We start from the raw sequence: 14522 nt of genomic DNA, 5'->3' as shown, positions 1-14522 counted from the left end.
TATAGGCATAAATCACTGTCTATCCCAGATATCTTTTTTACTCTCTGGCGTGTTTATGGATATGAAAAAAATATTATTGATGAGTCAATGCCAGTTCACGAAACTGGCATTAAAGGCCGTGTTTGAAAATAAAACAGGCTATGAAATGGCGTTTATTGGACCGGATGATTTAAGTGAGGGTAATGTTGATCAGGCGATAGTATTAATTCATGTTACCGATGACGACTACCCAACCATTTTACCCTTGTTAAGGAATGCGCATTTTTACGGACATCGGGATATCATCTTCATTGCGCAAAAGCGGGTTATCGCCATCATGGAGTATTTATCCATGAAAACGCTTAGGTTTATCGAGGAGGATGCAGGCGTTGAGGTGTTTGAACGTGAAATCATAGGGGGAGGGGGTTTTTCTGGCATTCAAGGGGATAGAGAGGTGCTGTCTTTTATCGAATATAATGTGCTGAAACTTATCATATTAGGCATGAGCCCTACCAAGATTGCATGTGGCACAAGGAAAAGTATCAAAACCATCAGCAGCCAAAAAATCAACGCGCTGAGGAAATTGGGTTTAGATAATACCCCCTATTCATTGGTCAAACTGTCGAAGTTATTTAATTAACCCTATAGCGAATGCCTGCTGCTTGAATGGCGTTTTATTTTTTATTATAGAAGGATATTAGTATGTTAAGAAATCAATGGGTGATGCAAAAATCTCGCGAAATGGCGCTGCACTATATTGTACACGCCGGGGTGGTGTATTCACCGGAGGAATTTATAAAAAAAGTGAGTGAAATGGAAAGCGTATTTGCGCGCATTTTATTAGCCGAACAGAACGGGAAGCCAGGTGCATAACCTGAGCTTGAGATGGGTGGGGAGCATGCAGGTTAGTCGACCGTTGAGCGCATGGACGCGCGATACGAGCCTCCATGGACGGATTCACGGCGTGTCGGCGCTCTGCATGCTCTTCACCTGTAGCACCATTAGGCGCAGCTGTTTAGCGGATGAAGAGCATCATCCGCCACGGTTATATTCTCAATTTTCCAAATCAATCCCAAAATAGCGCATCAGCGTTGCACGCCGTTCGTCTTCGGAATGCAGCGTCGATTCATGGCGCTGGTGATCTTCGGTGATGATCAGTTTGTTCTCGCTGAGGGTCACCCGGCCATTTTCGGTTGGCCGCGAGCACACCAGCCGCTGGGTAAAATGCGACTGCGGCGAGGTGCTGTGGTAGTGGCACATGCCGTCGAACTCACTCGGCTCACGGGCTTGCAAGGTAAAGCGGTACAGAGTTTTGGCGTGCGAGCGGTTATCGCCGTTTCTGCGTTCCAGATAATAGGTCTCGCCTTCCTGTTCCAAATGGAAGGTGCCGCTGGTCTGCGGTTGCTGCTCGGTGGTGGTGATCTTCAGCGGCGTCAGGAACGAGTCGCCAAACCCCACGTCCACCAGATACGGCTGATCCAGCTCCACCTTCAGCGCCATATGGTCGAAGGGCGCGCCGAAGCTGCCGTCGCGGGCGCGGATCTCGCCGGAAATAAACTGCACGTTAAAGCCGATGTCCTTCAACAGCGCGGCAAACAGCCGGTTCAGCTCATAGCAAAAGCCGCCGCGGTTGCGCTCGACAATTTTATTGAACAGCGCCGGTTCTTCCAGATGAATGCCCTGGCGATAAATAATGCTCAGGTTTTCAAAGGGCACGCTCAGCATATGGCAGCGGTGTAACTGTTGCAGCGTCAGGAGATCAGCCTGGGGGATGCCTGCGAATCCAATATGTTGCAGGTAGCGTTGTCTGTCCACGGTTTGTCTCGCAGCAAAAAAATTGATTATAAAATAGTTGGATTTTTCACTGCTGTGGGCGCAATACGTGCTGCGTCAAAACGCCGGGGGTTTGCCTGCCGCTTGCAGCAGCAGATTCACCCAGCGGCGGGTGGTGGTGTTAACGAACGCGCTGTCCGCCCAGCACAGGCGATATTGATAGGCGCAGGGCAGTTGCCCGTGCTCACCAAACACCGGCACCAGCTTGCCTGCGGCTAATGCATCCTGCGCCACCGCCAGGCTGCCGAGCACGATACCGTTGCCTTCCATCGCTTCCTGCAACGCATGGCCGACGCTGTTAACGGTGAGGATGCCGCGCGGTGCCGCCGCGCCTGCGCCAAAGGCGGCGAACCAGTCTTGCCAGCCGGCGGCGCCCAGCCCTTGGGCATCTTTCCACGGCGAGTGAATCAAGGGCGCCTGCGGGAGATCGGCGAGGCTGAACGCAGGGTGCGCGGCAAGAAAGGCGGGGCTCGCCAGTGGCGCAAAGGCATCGGCCAACAGTTCGCGGGAATGCGGCGGCGGGTTGGCGGTGGGGCTGTAACGGATGGCGATGTCCGCTTCGCCGCTGGCTAAATCGCGCAGGCTTTCGTTGGCGTCCAGCACCAGCGAGACATCAGGATCGGCGTGGCGCAGCGCCGGTAAACGCGCTGCCAGCCAGTGGCTGGCAATGCCCAGCGTGCAGGTCAGTTTCAGCGTTTGCTGCTGCGCCGGCCGGGCGCGATCGCTGGCTTTTTGCAGCAGCGTCAGCGCACGGGTGACGTCGGTAGCCAGCCGTTTGCCGGTGTCGTTGAGCGCTACCGCATTGCCCTTGCGGTGAAACAGTTCAACGCCCAGTTCATTCTCCAACTGGCGTATCTGGCGGCTGACCGCCCCCAGCGTGACGTTCAACTGCTCCGCCGCCTCGGTAAAACTGGCGCAGCGCGCCGCCACCTCGAAGGTATGCAAGGCTTTCAGCGACGGCAGGCGTGGTTGAGCGTTCAGCTTGAGTTTCATTCAACCATATTGCCAATCTATCGATGTTCCACAAGCGATTTTTCTCTTACTTTTTGTCAACGAATCGGACGGGAGAATTGGGTGGATATATTCATGGGGTTAGCCGCCGCGCTGTGCTGGGGCAGCACGGATTTTTTGATCGGCATCAACGCGCGGGCGGTGGGGGTGCGCAGGGCGGTGTTCTTCTCCCAGGCGATCGGTTTTGTCATTCTGACCGCGTTATTGCTGACCACCGCCATTCCCGCCTTTGCAGCGTCGGGCAGGGTTTGGGGATTGGCGCTGCTGGCCGCCGGCCTGACGGTGGGCGCAACGCTGGCGCTGTCCCAGGCTTTTGCCATCGGCAAGGCGGCGCTGGTGGCACCCTTGGTCACCAGCTACGGCGCGGTGACCACGCTGTTATCCTGGCTCGGTGGCGAACGGCTTGGCGCACTGACGCTGGCCGGGCTGGCGGTATGTCTGCTTGGGGTGATACTCAGCGCGCTGGAGCCGGGCCGCCAGCCTGAAAAATCCGGTTCGGCATGGCCCTCCGTCGCTTTCTCGTTGATGGCTGCGCTCTGTTACGGCACCGGTTTTTGGTTGCAGGGAAAATACACGCTGCCGGTGCTGGGGCCACGCGTCAGCCTGTGGCTCGGCTACACGGTCGGGTTGGCGGCGGTGTTGATCCTCAACACAGACCGACGAGCGCTGGTTGCACGGCCTACCTGGCGGCAAAGCGGGCTGTTGCTGGCCGCCAGCCTGCTGAGTTTGGGCGGTTTTACCGCCTTTGCCGTGGGGGCCGGGGCGGGCTCGGTGGCTGTCGTCACCGTGCTCAGCACGTTGTCCGGCGGCATCGCCGCGCTGTTGGGCGCGCTTTTGTTGCGCGAGCGGCTTTCCGGCTTGCAGTGGCTCGGCGTATTAACGGTATTGGCGGGCGCTGTAGTGCTGCATTTGAAACCGGTATAACTCATAACCAAACAGACTCTCTTACCCCGGACGATCGCCGTTAAAATGGGGATATTCAGATAAGGAGTCAGCATGGATTTAACGCAAAAAGCCAGGCGGTTCGCCACGGCGGCACACGAGAGCTGCAAGCAGAAGCGCAAGTTTACCGGCGAGCCTTATATCGTTCATCCCACCGCTGTGGTGGCGCTGTTGCAGCAGGCGGATCCTACGCCGGAAATGATCGCCGCCGCCTGGCTGCATGATACGGTGGAAGACACCCCGGTGACCCTGGCGGATATCCGCCGCGAGTTCGGCCCCAAGGTCGAAAGGTACGTGGAGATGCTGACCGACGTGCAAACTCGCAGTTACGGCGGTGAGCGGTTGCACCGCAAGAATGCCAACCTGCAGCACAGTGCCTTGGCCTGCCCGGAAGCGCAAACCATCAAGCTGTGCGATCTGATCGACAACAGCAAAAACATCACCGACTACGAGCCGAGCTTTGCACGCCAATACCTGGTGGAGATGTCGCGCTTGCTGTGCGTGCTGCAGCAAGGCGACGCCGGGCTGTTGGCTATCGCCCGCAGCCAATGTGACGCCGCCGTCGCACTGATTAACCGGCGCAGCGGCGACGACAGTTGGTTCAACGCGCTGTGGCAGCAATACGAGGAGCATTTCAGGCTGGCGACGCTGAAAACTGCGTCAGTAACAGGATAAAAGGGATCGTCAGTGCGGCCAACGGCGTTTGAATGGTAATGATGCCGGCGGACCGTCGGTGATCGCTCCCAGCAGTTTGGCCATGATGTAGGCGGAAGCTGTGCAAGGCAGAGTATTGAATAACACTATAGTGGCCAATACCCGGCCGGGCGCATCAAAACCACGATCGAGGTAACGTTCAGCAATGGAATGGCGACGGCGATGCTAATCGAGGTTACCGTTAGACCTGTGTGGCCGTCGGTTGCCGCTGCGGCATTATGAAAATGAAGCTTATTAAATCTGAGGGAACGAGCCGCCTCTAATGAGGCGACTCTTGAGCGTTACCAGGATTTACGTGGGTTGCGGGAAACAATATCAATCTTCTGACACAGCAGTTTGGCGATGTCCACCGAAGCCGGGTTGCTGGCGCTACCGCCGAAGTTTTTCAGGACGATGACAATTCGAGCGTAATTGACATAGCCTTCCGGCAGCGGCAGATACTCCGCAGAATCCAGCGCGGTGATACGATCCGAAGTCATGGTGGCCGGTGACGTCGGCGTTACGGTGCCGCTTCGTCCCCACTGGCAGGTTTTTTCCAGCACGGTGGTGGTCCCGGCGTTACCCTTAAGTTCGTATTTACCCTGATAGGTGTTAACGGCGACATCCATGCTGCTCAGGCCCTGCAGGTTCTCCAACGTGGCGCGCCACAACACCAGATCGTTTTTTTCAATCGGGAAATAAACTTCGATTTTCTTGTCCGCCGCTGCCGTTTTGGTGGTGGCGGTAAGCACGCCGTTTTGCAGCGTCACCGTCAAATCGGAGGTTTCGGTTTGCGAGATGCGGGTGCCGCTGGCGGCGTAAACATTGTTCAACTGCAGCGCGCCGCTTTCCTTCCATGTCGGCTCTGGCAGGTGATTAACGCCATCGCCGAGATAGAGTTGACGCCACATGTTGATATAGCCGGGAGCGACGATCTTCTTCATTTCAATATGGTTGTTTGACCACCCCTTCTTGATGTCAGAGTTCACCAGATCGAAACCGTCTATGTAGCATTTACCGCTCAAATCGCTGGATTTGTCGAAGTAAAAATACTCAACGTATTGGTAGGGAACCGTGCTGTCGGGATCGGTAACGTTGGTTTGCACGCTGTGCCACTGGCTGTCCTTGATTTTTACCGTGCCGCTGTTGTCACTGGTAAATACCGGCCGGGAGTTGCGGGAGTTTTTATTGCCCCATTCGAAGTGACAGTTTTTAAAATCCAGCGTGCCGGCTTTGAGGTCGAATAACCCATAGTCAGTATTCGCTTGTTGATCGGCGACATTTTTAAAACCGCTGTAGTCAAACGAGCAATCGCGGAAGGCCAACGAATGAACGCCCTGATAATAGTTGTTGCTGTCGCCGAACAGGCATTTGTAGAACACAATTTTTTCACCGGCATTTGATGCGCTTTCGGACCAAATCGGCCACCAACAGCCGCGAACCATAATGCTGTGCCAGCTCTGGATATAGGCGTTGTTGCCAAAAACGATGCCTTTGTAGAGGTTGGTCAGCCAGACGTTTTGCACCAGCAACTGGCTGGCTGGAATGCCATCCATATTTACCGCATCGCTGTAAACGCACAGGCCGCGCAGATTGGCTGTTGCTCCTGGCGTGCCGACGATGCGCAGGTTATAGATCGCCGGTGCACCCTGGCTATACAGCACCCGCACGCATTCAATATTGGTTGCGCCGGAAAAATCCAAAATGGTGCCTTTAAAATCAACGGAGTTTTTCCATAATTTTAATTTTGCGGTGGTTTTACATGGGCGCACGCCGCCAGGGCCGACCAGGGTAATGCCGGCAGGCGTGGTGGGGATCGGCGCTTGCCACCACTCATCACCTTTAACCTGTAAAAAATTGCTGGCACGGTTAATAGTCAGGGAATAATCCAGCTCATCGCCAGCCTGATACCACCAGTCAATGCAGTAATCACCGTCATTGATAATGCGTTTCCAGCGGCGGTTTTGCGTATCGATCAGAATAGTCGCGCCGTTGTCCAGGCTGGTGGTGTCTGCGCTGTCACGGAGGAATACGCCGTGGTGATAGCGATCTTCAATCATTACGGTTGACTCACTGCCGGTATAGGCACGCAGGTTGGCGTAATCATTTAATGTAATCATGGTGTAATCCTCACTCTTTCGATGATGCAGGTTACTGCAAGGTCACAATTGCAGTAGCACAGTGGTGTATTGAAAATAAAAGTGTGCAGGCCGAGGACGAAGCACTTTTAAATCTCCCGGCCTGTGGGAGAAACTTAGCAGGAGGGGTAAGGCAGGTTAAGCCATGAGCGTTGTGCCCGCTGCCAGCGGGCTAACGGCAATCTGTTACGGGCGGTGAGGGTTAGCCGGCCTGCGGTGCACGGCGAAGATAAGTGAGTGGATTTAGTGAGCGCAGATGCATTTGCAAGACCACGCCGCGGCGGAAGACGTAGTTGAGCAGGGTCAGCGACAGCAGTTCGGTCAGCAGGGTGCTGTAGGCGGCGCCCATGATGCCGTACTGGCGGATCAGGCAATAAGAAAGCGGGATATTGATGATAAACACCAGGAACATCTTCTTCGACAGGAAGCCGTAGCCCGAGAACATCACAATGTATTTATAGGCCAGGGTGCCGAGTGCCGAGAGCAGCGTCGCTACCGCCAGCACGCCCATGGCCGGATAGGCCGCCAGATATTGCTCCCCGTACAGCAGCACGATCACCGGTTTGCCGAGCAAAACGATGCCTGCCACGATTGCGGCGGCGATCGCCAACACCAGCCCATTAAGTTTGGCGGCGGCGCGCACCGCGTCGTCACGGCGGTAAGCGAATATCTTGGCAAAAAATGAGGAGATCACTGCGTTGGTGACGAACATCCAGGCGGTGGCCAGCGTGATGGCGACGGAATAAATGCCCAGTGCCTCGGCGGAGACGAACCACATCAGGAACAGCTGCGCCAGCCGGGTGTAAATGGCGATGGAAACGTTGGAGACCGCCAGCGGCAGCCCGCTGGCGAGCAGATAGCGCACATACTTGCGCCGAACGCGGGCGGGGGCGGTAAAGCGCGGGTGGCGGCGATGATAAAGGTGGTGGCGGATCAGATAAGGGATCAGATAAACCATCACAATGGGGATCGCCAGGAAATACAGGTGCAGATCAAAATAAACGATCAGGTAACGCGCCAGCAGGGCGCTGCCCAAGCCGGCAACGTTAGCCAGCGTGTTGAAGCGCGACTCCAGCCGGGCGTCGTGGTAAATGGTGAACACGTCCCTGAGCGAGAAAAAGCCGGCGATAAAGGTGGCGGCGCAAAAGTAGAAGGTAATGAAATCGTCCCGTAGCCCAGTGTAAAGCAGGATGGCTGCGGAAAATAGCACAAAGCAGCCCTGGCGCAGCCGGTTGGTGGAAAACATCAATGCGGTGCCGGAGCGCGGGTTGCGGCTAATGCGTTTGAACAGCACGGTGTCGGAGCCCAGCAGCGCCAGCGTCTGGGTAATGGCGAAAATGGCGGTAGCGAAGGTGATCTTGCCGAAACTTTCCGGGCCAATATATTTCGCCATATAGGCGGTGATAAAAATGACGCCCAGAATAGAGACCATTTTTTCAGATATCATCCAGAATGCATTTTTCACTATGTTGATATCTATGAATTTCAATTGCATCAGCGCTTTTCCCTGTCGCATTCTGTAATAAGAATCATCCGATTATTCCCGTAGCCCTTGTAACGGTGGGGGCGCAAGGTTTTATAATTGTGCGGCAATAATCGGAATGTCAAAAGCATTTCTCCGTATGCTATCTTCATGGAAGAAACAGAAAAATGAGAAAACTCGCAAAACGGCTCTATCGGGCCGCGCCCGATGCTATTTATTATCAAATTAGCCATTATCTTGCTCATGGCTCTTGGGTGAACTTCAAAAATCCCAAGACATTTTCCGAGAAAATTTATCAACGTATGCGTTATCCGCAGCGTAATTTCAGCCTGTTGGCGGATAAGGTGGCTGTTCGGGAGTATATTTCACAGCGGGTATCGGAAAATTACCTAACGCCAATCATTATGACTACCGATGACTTTACCGAACGGGACTACCTTTCCCTGCCACAATCGTTTGTCATCAAAACCAATAATGCCTCCCAGCAGGTGAAAATAGTCAAAGATAAAAGTCAGATTAGCTATCTGGATATTGTGAATATTCTTAGTGGATGGTCTGAAATAACCTACTGGAAAAGATTTCGTGAAAAACATTACGCCGCTATTCCGCAAAAAGTTATCGTCGAGAAATTGCTGGATATCGAGTGCAGCGGGGAGTTGATTGACTACAAGGTGCATGTTTTTAACGGCAATCAATCTTATCTTTTTGTTGAATTGCTGCGCGGCGGGCCTGAGCCCACTTCGCTGGAATTTTTGGACGAGCACGCTCATCCCTGCTTTTTTATTCAGAATGATATCCCGCAGATCAATACGTTGCGGGCGAAACCTGCATTCTGGGGTGAGATGATCCAGGTAGCCAAAGCCGTGTCGGCGGATCTCGACTATTGCCGCGTCGATTTTTATCTCACCCCCGAGCGGCTCTACATTGGCGAACTGACGCTGACCCCCGGCGCCGGTAATGAGGTTTTTCTGCCGCGTGCGACCAACCTGCTGCTGGGCGAGATGATGTCCAGATCCGGTAGCCGCTGCGGCGGTTAAAACGATAGTCCGCCGGCATTCGGCGGTGCGAGGTTTTGCAGCCAGGCCAAAAACTCCGCCGCTTTGGGCTTGTCCAGCGTGCGCTGTGGATAGACCACGTAGTAAGGCTTGCTGAGAGGCAGCACCGTTTCTGCCAGCGGCACCAGCGTGCCGTTAGCCAGTTCGCGCTGGATCAAGCTTTGTTGGCCGAGCAAAATGCCGTGGCCTGCCACCGCCGCATCAATCGCCAGCGAGGTCAGGTTATAGGTCAGGCCCCGTCGCTGCGGCGGCGGTAGCCCGGCGGCGGTGAACCACTCATGCCAACCCGGCAGGAACTGGCTCTCTTTGCCCCAATCGACATGAATCAGCGGCTGCCGGGCCCAGTCGCCTGCGGCCTGCCGTTGCGGGCTGCACACCGGCTGCACGCCATCCTGAAACAACCGCACTTTTTCCAGCAGCGGATAGTCTTGATCGCCAAAGCACAATGCAAAGTCCGCTGCCGAGGCGGCGAAATCCACCGCGGCATGGGTGGCGTGCAGGCGGATATCCAGCTGCGGCTGGCGGGCCAGCCAGTCGCCAATCGCCGGGTTCAGCCATTTTGACGCCAGCGCCGGTAGCGCAAAGATCGTCAGGGTTTCCTGGCCCCGTTGGCGATCGACATGTTGCTGCGCCACGCGCAGCGTCTCGAACGCTTCCTGCACATAGGCCAGATAATCCGCGCCCTGTTCGGTCAGCGTTACGCCGCTTTTGGCGCGGGTAAACAGCTGAATGCCCAGATGCTGTTCAAGCTGGCGGATTTGCTGGCTGACGGCGGCGGCGGTCAGCGCCAGGCTGTCTGCCGCCCTGGCCAGGCTGCCGGTACGGGCGGCGGTTTCAAACGCCAAAATGGCGCTCAGTTTGGGCAGGCGGCTGCGGGAAGGTGCGTTCATGGCGGCTATCGTTAAGAATGGGTTACCTCATCCTTAACGCATTTTTGTTATTACGGCAATGCGACATTCGCTACAGTGGGGTATCCGGCCGCTAAGCCTTCAGGAGCTTCTCATGCAGCAACTCGCTCATATCGTTGATTTATCCGCCAACCCGATCGGCGACGCCGCCTTTCAGGCCCGCTGCAAAGCGACGCTGGACACGGCGGGTGCGCTGGTGCTGCGGGGCTTTCTGACCGCCGCCGCGCTGGCGACCGTTCGTCTCGAAGGAGCGGAACACAGCCACGCGGCGTTTTATGCCGCCAGCAAGCATAACGTATACCTCAAACCGCAGGACGAAAGCCTGCCTGCCGACCATGCGCGCAACCGGCAGGTGGTATCGTCCAAGGGCTGTATTACCGACGAGGATATCCCGGCGCAGTCGCCGCTGCGCACGCTGTACGATGCCCAGCCTTTCCGCGACTTCCTCTGTGCGGTACTGGAAGAGCAGCAGCTCTATCCCTACGCCGATCGGCTGTCGTCGATCAATCTGCACTACGCGCATCGCGGGCAGGAACTGGGCTGGCATTTTGATAACTCTTCATTCGCCATCACGCTCCTGATCCAAAAACCGCAGGCCGGCGGCCGCTTTGAGTATGTGGAAAACCTGCGCGATGCCGATCGCGGCGAGATGAATTACGCGGGGGTAACCCAGGTGCTGGACGGCGAGCGTGCGGTGAAGACGTTGGCGATGGAGGAGGGGGATTTGGTGCTGTTTCGCGGGCGCAATGCCATGCACCGGGTTACGCCGACCGAAGGCGATACCACCCGCATGCTGGTGGTGCTGGCCTATAACGCCCAGCCGGATATCGCGCTGTCGGAGAGCGCGCGCATGACTTTTTACGGCCGGCTGTAACGGATAAAAAAACTGCCCCGGCGGGGGCAGTGAGTTTGATGACAAAGTTGTCTTTGAATCCGAGATACCCGGGCCTAGCGCACCGAGGGGCGCTCCGGCGGGCAAGCCGCTACGACCCCTTCGGCACGCTCTCCCTAATAACGGGCTTTGTCAGTAGTCAGACTGCCCCGGTGGGGGCAGTTGAGAGACTCAGTGGTGAGCTTCTTCGTGAGCCTGTTGTTCCAGCTTCACTTCCTGCGCGCGCTTGCGCAGGCCGAACCAGCCCAGCACCAGCAGCACGACCAGCACCGGAATGGTGGCGATGGTCCAGGTGCCGTTCGGGTAATCGAACGCCATCATCACCACGACCGCCAGCAGGAACGCCAACGTCAACCAGGAAGTGACCGGCGCACCGGGCATTTTGAAGGTGACCGGTTTGGCGCGGCCTTCCCGCACGGCCTTGCGCAGGCGCATTTGGCAGACGATGATAAATGCCCAGGAGCTGATAATGCCCAGCGAGGCGATGTTCAGCACGATCTCAAACACCTGCGAAGGCACCAGATAGTTCAGCACTACGCCGAGCACATAGATGCCGCAGGTCACCAGAATACCGGCGTAAGGCACTTGCTGGCTGCTCATCTTGGACATGAATTTCGGCGCGGAGCCGCCCATCGACAGCGAACGCAGAATACGGCCGGTGGAGTACAGGCCGGAGTTCAGGCTCGAAAGCGCGGCGGTCAGCACCACGATGTTCATGATGGTGCCGATATAGGGCACGCCCAGTTTACTGAAGAAGGTGACGAACGGGCTTTGACCGGCCTGATAGGCATTCCACGGCAGCAGCAGCACCAGCAGCACCACGGAGCCGACGTAGAACAGGCCGATACGCCAGATCACGCTGTTGATCGCCTTCGGCAGCATTTTTGCCGGATCTTTGCATTCGCCGGCGGCGGTGCCGATCAGCTCAATGCCGGCGAAGGCGAAGATCACCCCTTGCACCAGCACCAGCGCGGGCAGCAAGCCGTGCGGGAACATGCCGCCGTTTTCGGTGATCAGGTGCAGGCCGGTAGTGTTACCCGCCACCGGAGTGCCCGTACCCAGGAACACCACGCCGACCACCAGGAAAATGGCAATGGCGGCCACTTTAATCAGCGCGAACCAAAACTCCATTTCGGCGAACCACTTCACGCCGATCATGTTCATGGTGGCGACCACCCCAAGGGCGCAGAGCGCGAACAGCCATTGCGGCACGTCGGCGAAAGTGCCCCAGTAGTGCATGTACAGCGCGACCGCAGTGATGTCGACGATACCGGTCATCGCCCAGTTGAGGAAATACATCCAGCCGGCGACATAAGAGGCTTTTTCGCCGAGAAACTCGCGGGCATAAGAAACGAAGCTGCCGCTGGAAGGGCGGTGCAGCACCAACTCGCCCAGTGCGCGGAGAATGAAGAAAGAGAAAATCCCGCACACCAGATAGACCAAAGCCAGTGCCGGGCCGGCCATTTCCAGCCGGCCGCCGGTGCCGAGGAACAAGCCGGTGCCAATGGAACCGCCGATGGCGATCATCTGTATCTGGCGGTTGCCCATGCTTTTGTGATAACCGGATTCATGTGAGTCTAACCAACGTCTTCTGGCGGCGTGTTTGTCATGATCGGTTTTTTTATGTGATTGCATCATCCGTCCTGTTTTACCTGTCTATAGGGTTACCCAGCTCTCGGACGAGAGCAAACGATTGCTATTGCCAATCGTTATGAGAATGAGGTCATGGCATCATTCTGTTGTTTATTGTGTGTACAGCCATCATTAAATAACGGCGAGGCATGCTACCTTTTCTCCGTAAATGTGGCAAAAAATCCTGCGTATAAATCGTGATCAATTGTGTTTATTTTTTATTCCATATACAAAATAATATATTATTCAATAAGATGTGTGATTTTATCAACACGGAAATATCGAGGAATAAAAAGTGACGAAAATCACAAAATATTAATTACCGTGCAAATTGCAGGGGGTTTTGCTTATTTTTCGAGGCGTGAAAAAAGGGGAGAAATAAGATTTTTTTGGCCTGCGGCGATTATAGCCCGCAGGCAAGGGGATTAACGGCGATTTTTTAGGCAGATTCTCCGGCCGGCAGAGCCGAAGCAGGCAGACCGAAAAGCAGGTCGAACGCCCAGTTAAACACGAAGGTGTAGCACGGGATAATGACGATCAGCGCCATATCCAGCAGCAGCGCTTCCAGCAGTGAAATCCCCATCCACCAGGCGATCAGCGGGATCAGGTACACCACCAGCGTCAGTTGAAACCCCACGGCGTGTGCAATACGGCGCTTTAGCGTGCGGGTGCGTGACGTCTGGCGGCTTTCCCACCGCTCAAACAGCGAGTTGTAGATGAAATTCCAGCTTACGGCGATGGTGGTGATGATCACCGCCAGCGGCCCGGTGCTGCTGGGCGCGCTGCCGGAAAGCAGCGCCAGCCCCAAAGCGGAGATCGCCATGCCGATAATTTCGTAAGCGGTGACATACACCAGTTTGCGTTTAACGCCTTGCATCATGTTCTCCTGCGTTATTTTTGATGGTTTATCTGGTCGTGGCGGCTAAGATAACGTCAATCACATTGATAGAAAAAGTCAGGAGCTGTCAGTTTTACTGACAGGTAACGCAATGAACTTTTCCAGCGATAACATTGAGCTGTTTCTGGCGGTATTGGATCGGGGTTCGTTCTCCGCCGCCGCCCGTTCGCTGCGGCGCGTGCCTTCGGCGGTCAGTATGGGGATCGCCAACATGGAGGCGGAACTGGGCTTCCCGCTGTTTGACCGGTCGCACCGCGAACCGGTGCCGACCCCGTTGGCACTGGCGCTGGCGCCGCATGCGAGGCTGATTGCCGACCAACTTAAACAATTGCAAAACCACGCCATCGAATTGTCGCAAGGGCTTGAGAGTACGCTGTCGATAGGCGTCGCTTCGGACATCAACGGCAGCGGCCTGCTGGCGGCGATCAAAACGCTGGCGGAGCGTTATCCGTTGCTGAACATCGAAGTGCTGACCGCCCCGCAAGATGACGTGCTGCATATGCTGCATCAGGGCAGGGTTGGCGTTTGCCTGGCGTTTGGCGGGCTTAACGTCAACAGCCAGGAGCAGTTCCATTTCGTGGGGACGGAATCGCTGGTCGCCACGCTCTCGCCATGCCACCCGGCGCTAAAAGGGGCGGCAGACGAGCTGTTTCTCGAGGATCTGGTCAACGTGCGGCAGATTATGGTGGCCAGCCGCGATCTGCCCATCGTCGATCTGCGGCCGCGGGTGGCGGAATCTTACTGGCGCACCGACAGCCTGCCGATGGCGCTGAACATGGTTGAGGCCGGATTGGGCTGGGGCAATTTCCCGCTGTCGCTGACTGCGCCGCTGTTGGCTCAGGGAAGGTTAATCCGGCTGAAATTCAAAAACACCAAAAACGAACTGCGGTTGCCGATACACCTGGTTTGGCTGAAGAATGCGCCGCTGGACAAGGCCGCGCGCGAGCTGGTAGCGCTGATGCGCGATGCGACTCAGGTTGAATGATCTCCGTATTCATTGCTTTTATTTTCGTCGCTGCGCTACTTTGAACAGGGGACAGTTAAGGGAGTACCGCGAG

General features: G+C 55.9%; 14 protein-coding genes. 7 read left to right on the top strand and 7 right to left on the bottom strand.

From position 1 onward, the window contains the following. The first annotated feature begins 55 nt into the window (after positions 1–55). Together ACUTQW_RS15420 and ACUTQW_RS15415 are read left to right on the top strand one after the other, a co-directional pair. A complete protein-coding gene (locus tag ACUTQW_RS15420; RefSeq protein WP_020438669.1) occupies positions 56–619 on the top strand; it encodes a transcriptional regulator in 564 nt (187 codons plus the stop codon). A 62-nt stretch (positions 620–681) separates the two neighbouring features. Then, positions 682–852, top strand: coding sequence for a hypothetical protein (locus ACUTQW_RS15415; RefSeq protein ID WP_020438670.1), 171 nt, complete (start codon positions 682–684; stop codon positions 850–852). 180 nt (positions 853–1032) lie between these two features. On the opposite strand, the gene ACUTQW_RS15410 is transcribed toward ACUTQW_RS15415, so the two are convergent. Together ACUTQW_RS15410 and ACUTQW_RS15405 are read right to left on the bottom strand one after the other, a co-directional pair. Beyond that, positions 1033–1794: an arylamine N-acetyltransferase family protein gene (locus ACUTQW_RS15410; protein ID WP_004941944.1), complete on the bottom strand. Its 762-nt coding sequence runs from the start codon at positions 1792–1794 to the stop codon at positions 1033–1035. Between the two features lie 75 nt (positions 1795–1869). Then, positions 1870–2805: a LysR substrate-binding domain-containing protein gene (locus tag ACUTQW_RS15405; protein WP_006324189.1), complete on the bottom strand. Its 936-nt coding sequence runs from the start codon at positions 2803–2805 to the stop codon at positions 1870–1872. Positions 2806–2898: 93 nt separating this feature from the next. On the opposite strand from ACUTQW_RS15405, the gene ACUTQW_RS15400 reads away from it, so the two are divergent. Both ACUTQW_RS15400 and ACUTQW_RS15395 read left to right on the top strand, forming a co-directional pair. Beyond that, a complete protein-coding gene (locus tag ACUTQW_RS15400) occupies positions 2899–3747 on the top strand; it encodes a DMT family transporter (RefSeq protein WP_006324190.1) in 849 nt (282 codons plus the stop codon). Between the two features lie 72 nt (positions 3748–3819). Further along, positions 3820–4440, top strand: a complete 621-nt coding sequence (locus ACUTQW_RS15395; RefSeq protein WP_006324191.1) for an HD domain-containing protein — start codon at positions 3820–3822, stop codon at positions 4438–4440. Positions 4441–4760: 320 nt separating this feature from the next. On the opposite strand, the gene ACUTQW_RS15390 is transcribed toward ACUTQW_RS15395, so the two are convergent. Both ACUTQW_RS15390 and ACUTQW_RS15385 read right to left on the bottom strand, forming a co-directional pair. After that, positions 4761–6578, bottom strand: a complete 1818-nt coding sequence (locus tag ACUTQW_RS15390; RefSeq protein WP_020438671.1) for a hypothetical protein — start codon at positions 6576–6578, stop codon at positions 4761–4763. Between the two features lie 220 nt (positions 6579–6798). Next, on the bottom strand, positions 6799–8091 hold the full coding sequence (locus ACUTQW_RS15385) for an oligosaccharide flippase family protein (RefSeq protein WP_020438672.1): 1293 nt from the start codon (positions 8089–8091) through the stop codon (positions 6799–6801). 155 nt (positions 8092–8246) lie between these two features. Here ACUTQW_RS15385 and ACUTQW_RS15380 point away from each other — a divergent pair, with 155 nt between their 5' ends. Continuing rightward, positions 8247–9116 carry an ATP-grasp fold amidoligase family protein gene (locus tag ACUTQW_RS15380; protein WP_198640430.1) on the top strand — a complete coding sequence of 290 codons (870 nt, stop codon included), beginning with the start codon at positions 8247–8249 and terminating at the stop codon, positions 9114–9116. On the opposite strand, the gene ACUTQW_RS15375 is transcribed toward ACUTQW_RS15380, so the two are convergent. Then, positions 9113–10024, bottom strand: coding sequence for a LysR substrate-binding domain-containing protein (locus ACUTQW_RS15375; protein ID WP_020438674.1), 912 nt, complete (start codon positions 10022–10024; stop codon positions 9113–9115). The genes ACUTQW_RS15380 and ACUTQW_RS15375 overlap by 4 nt on opposite strands. Before the next feature lie 112 nt (positions 10025–10136). Here ACUTQW_RS15375 and ACUTQW_RS15370 point away from each other — a divergent pair, with 112 nt between their 5' ends. Next, entirely contained in the window at positions 10137–10916 is a 780-nt protein-coding gene (locus ACUTQW_RS15370; RefSeq protein WP_004941960.1) for a HalD/BesD family halogenase, read from the top strand. A 189-nt stretch (positions 10917–11105) separates the two neighbouring features. Here ACUTQW_RS15370 and ansP read toward each other — a convergent pair whose 3' ends face one another. Both ansP and ACUTQW_RS15360 read right to left on the bottom strand, forming a co-directional pair. Next, the gene (gene ansP, locus ACUTQW_RS15365; protein WP_004941963.1) at positions 11106–12569 is read right to left on the bottom strand and encodes an L-asparagine permease; all 1464 of its coding nucleotides are present in this window, start codon (positions 12567–12569) and stop codon (positions 11106–11108) included. A 436-nt stretch (positions 12570–13005) separates the two neighbouring features. After that, complete coding sequence (locus tag ACUTQW_RS15360) at positions 13006–13443, bottom strand: PACE efflux transporter (protein WP_006324198.1); 438 nt, start codon at positions 13441–13443, stop codon at positions 13006–13008. 112 nt (positions 13444–13555) lie between these two features. Between ACUTQW_RS15360 and ACUTQW_RS15355 the strand changes: the two genes are divergently transcribed. Then, positions 13556–14449, top strand: a complete 894-nt coding sequence (locus ACUTQW_RS15355; RefSeq protein WP_020438676.1) for a LysR family transcriptional regulator — start codon at positions 13556–13558, stop codon at positions 14447–14449. Positions 14450–14522 lie beyond the last annotated feature (73 nt).

It is taken from the genome of Serratia sp. TSA_7, from assembly GCF_052692135.1.
Note: the sequence above shows the minus strand (reverse complement) of the source record. Positions and strands in the feature narration are given on the sequence as shown.

Bases quoted from the DNA above. Each gene is read 5' to 3' on its own strand.
- ACUTQW_RS15390 (WP_020438671.1), bottom strand. From the start codon at position 6,578: ATGATTACATTAAATGATTACGCCAACCTGCGTGCCTATACCGGCAGT.
- ACUTQW_RS15385 (WP_020438672.1), bottom strand. From the start codon at position 8,091: ATGCAATTGAAATTCATAGATATCAACATAGTGAAAAATGCATTCTGG.
- ACUTQW_RS15395 (WP_006324191.1), top strand. From the start codon at position 3,820: ATGGATTTAACGCAAAAAGCCAGGCGGTTCGCCACGGCGGCACACGAG.
- ACUTQW_RS15375 (WP_020438674.1), bottom strand. From the start codon at position 10,024: ATGAACGCACCTTCCCGCAGCCGCCTGCCCAAACTGAGCGCCATTTTG.
- ansP (WP_004941963.1), bottom strand. From the start codon at position 12,569: ATGCAATCACATAAAAAAACCGATCATGACAAACACGCCGCCAGAAGA.
- ACUTQW_RS15380 (WP_198640430.1), top strand. From the start codon at position 8,247: ATGAGAAAACTCGCAAAACGGCTCTATCGGGCCGCGCCCGATGCTATT.
- ACUTQW_RS15405 (WP_006324189.1), bottom strand. From the start codon at position 2,805: ATGAAACTCAAGCTGAACGCTCAACCACGCCTGCCGTCGCTGAAAGCC.
- ACUTQW_RS15415 (WP_020438670.1), top strand. From the start codon at position 682: ATGTTAAGAAATCAATGGGTGATGCAAAAATCTCGCGAAATGGCGCTG.
- ACUTQW_RS15355 (WP_020438676.1), top strand. From the start codon at position 13,556: ATGAACTTTTCCAGCGATAACATTGAGCTGTTTCTGGCGGTATTGGAT.
- ACUTQW_RS15360 (WP_006324198.1), bottom strand. From the start codon at position 13,443: ATGCAAGGCGTTAAACGCAAACTGGTGTATGTCACCGCTTACGAAATT.
- ACUTQW_RS15420 (WP_020438669.1), top strand. From the start codon at position 56: ATGGATATGAAAAAAATATTATTGATGAGTCAATGCCAGTTCACGAAA.
- ACUTQW_RS15370 (WP_004941960.1), top strand. From the start codon at position 10,137: ATGCAGCAACTCGCTCATATCGTTGATTTATCCGCCAACCCGATCGGC.
- ACUTQW_RS15400 (WP_006324190.1), top strand. From the start codon at position 2,899: ATGGGGTTAGCCGCCGCGCTGTGCTGGGGCAGCACGGATTTTTTGATC.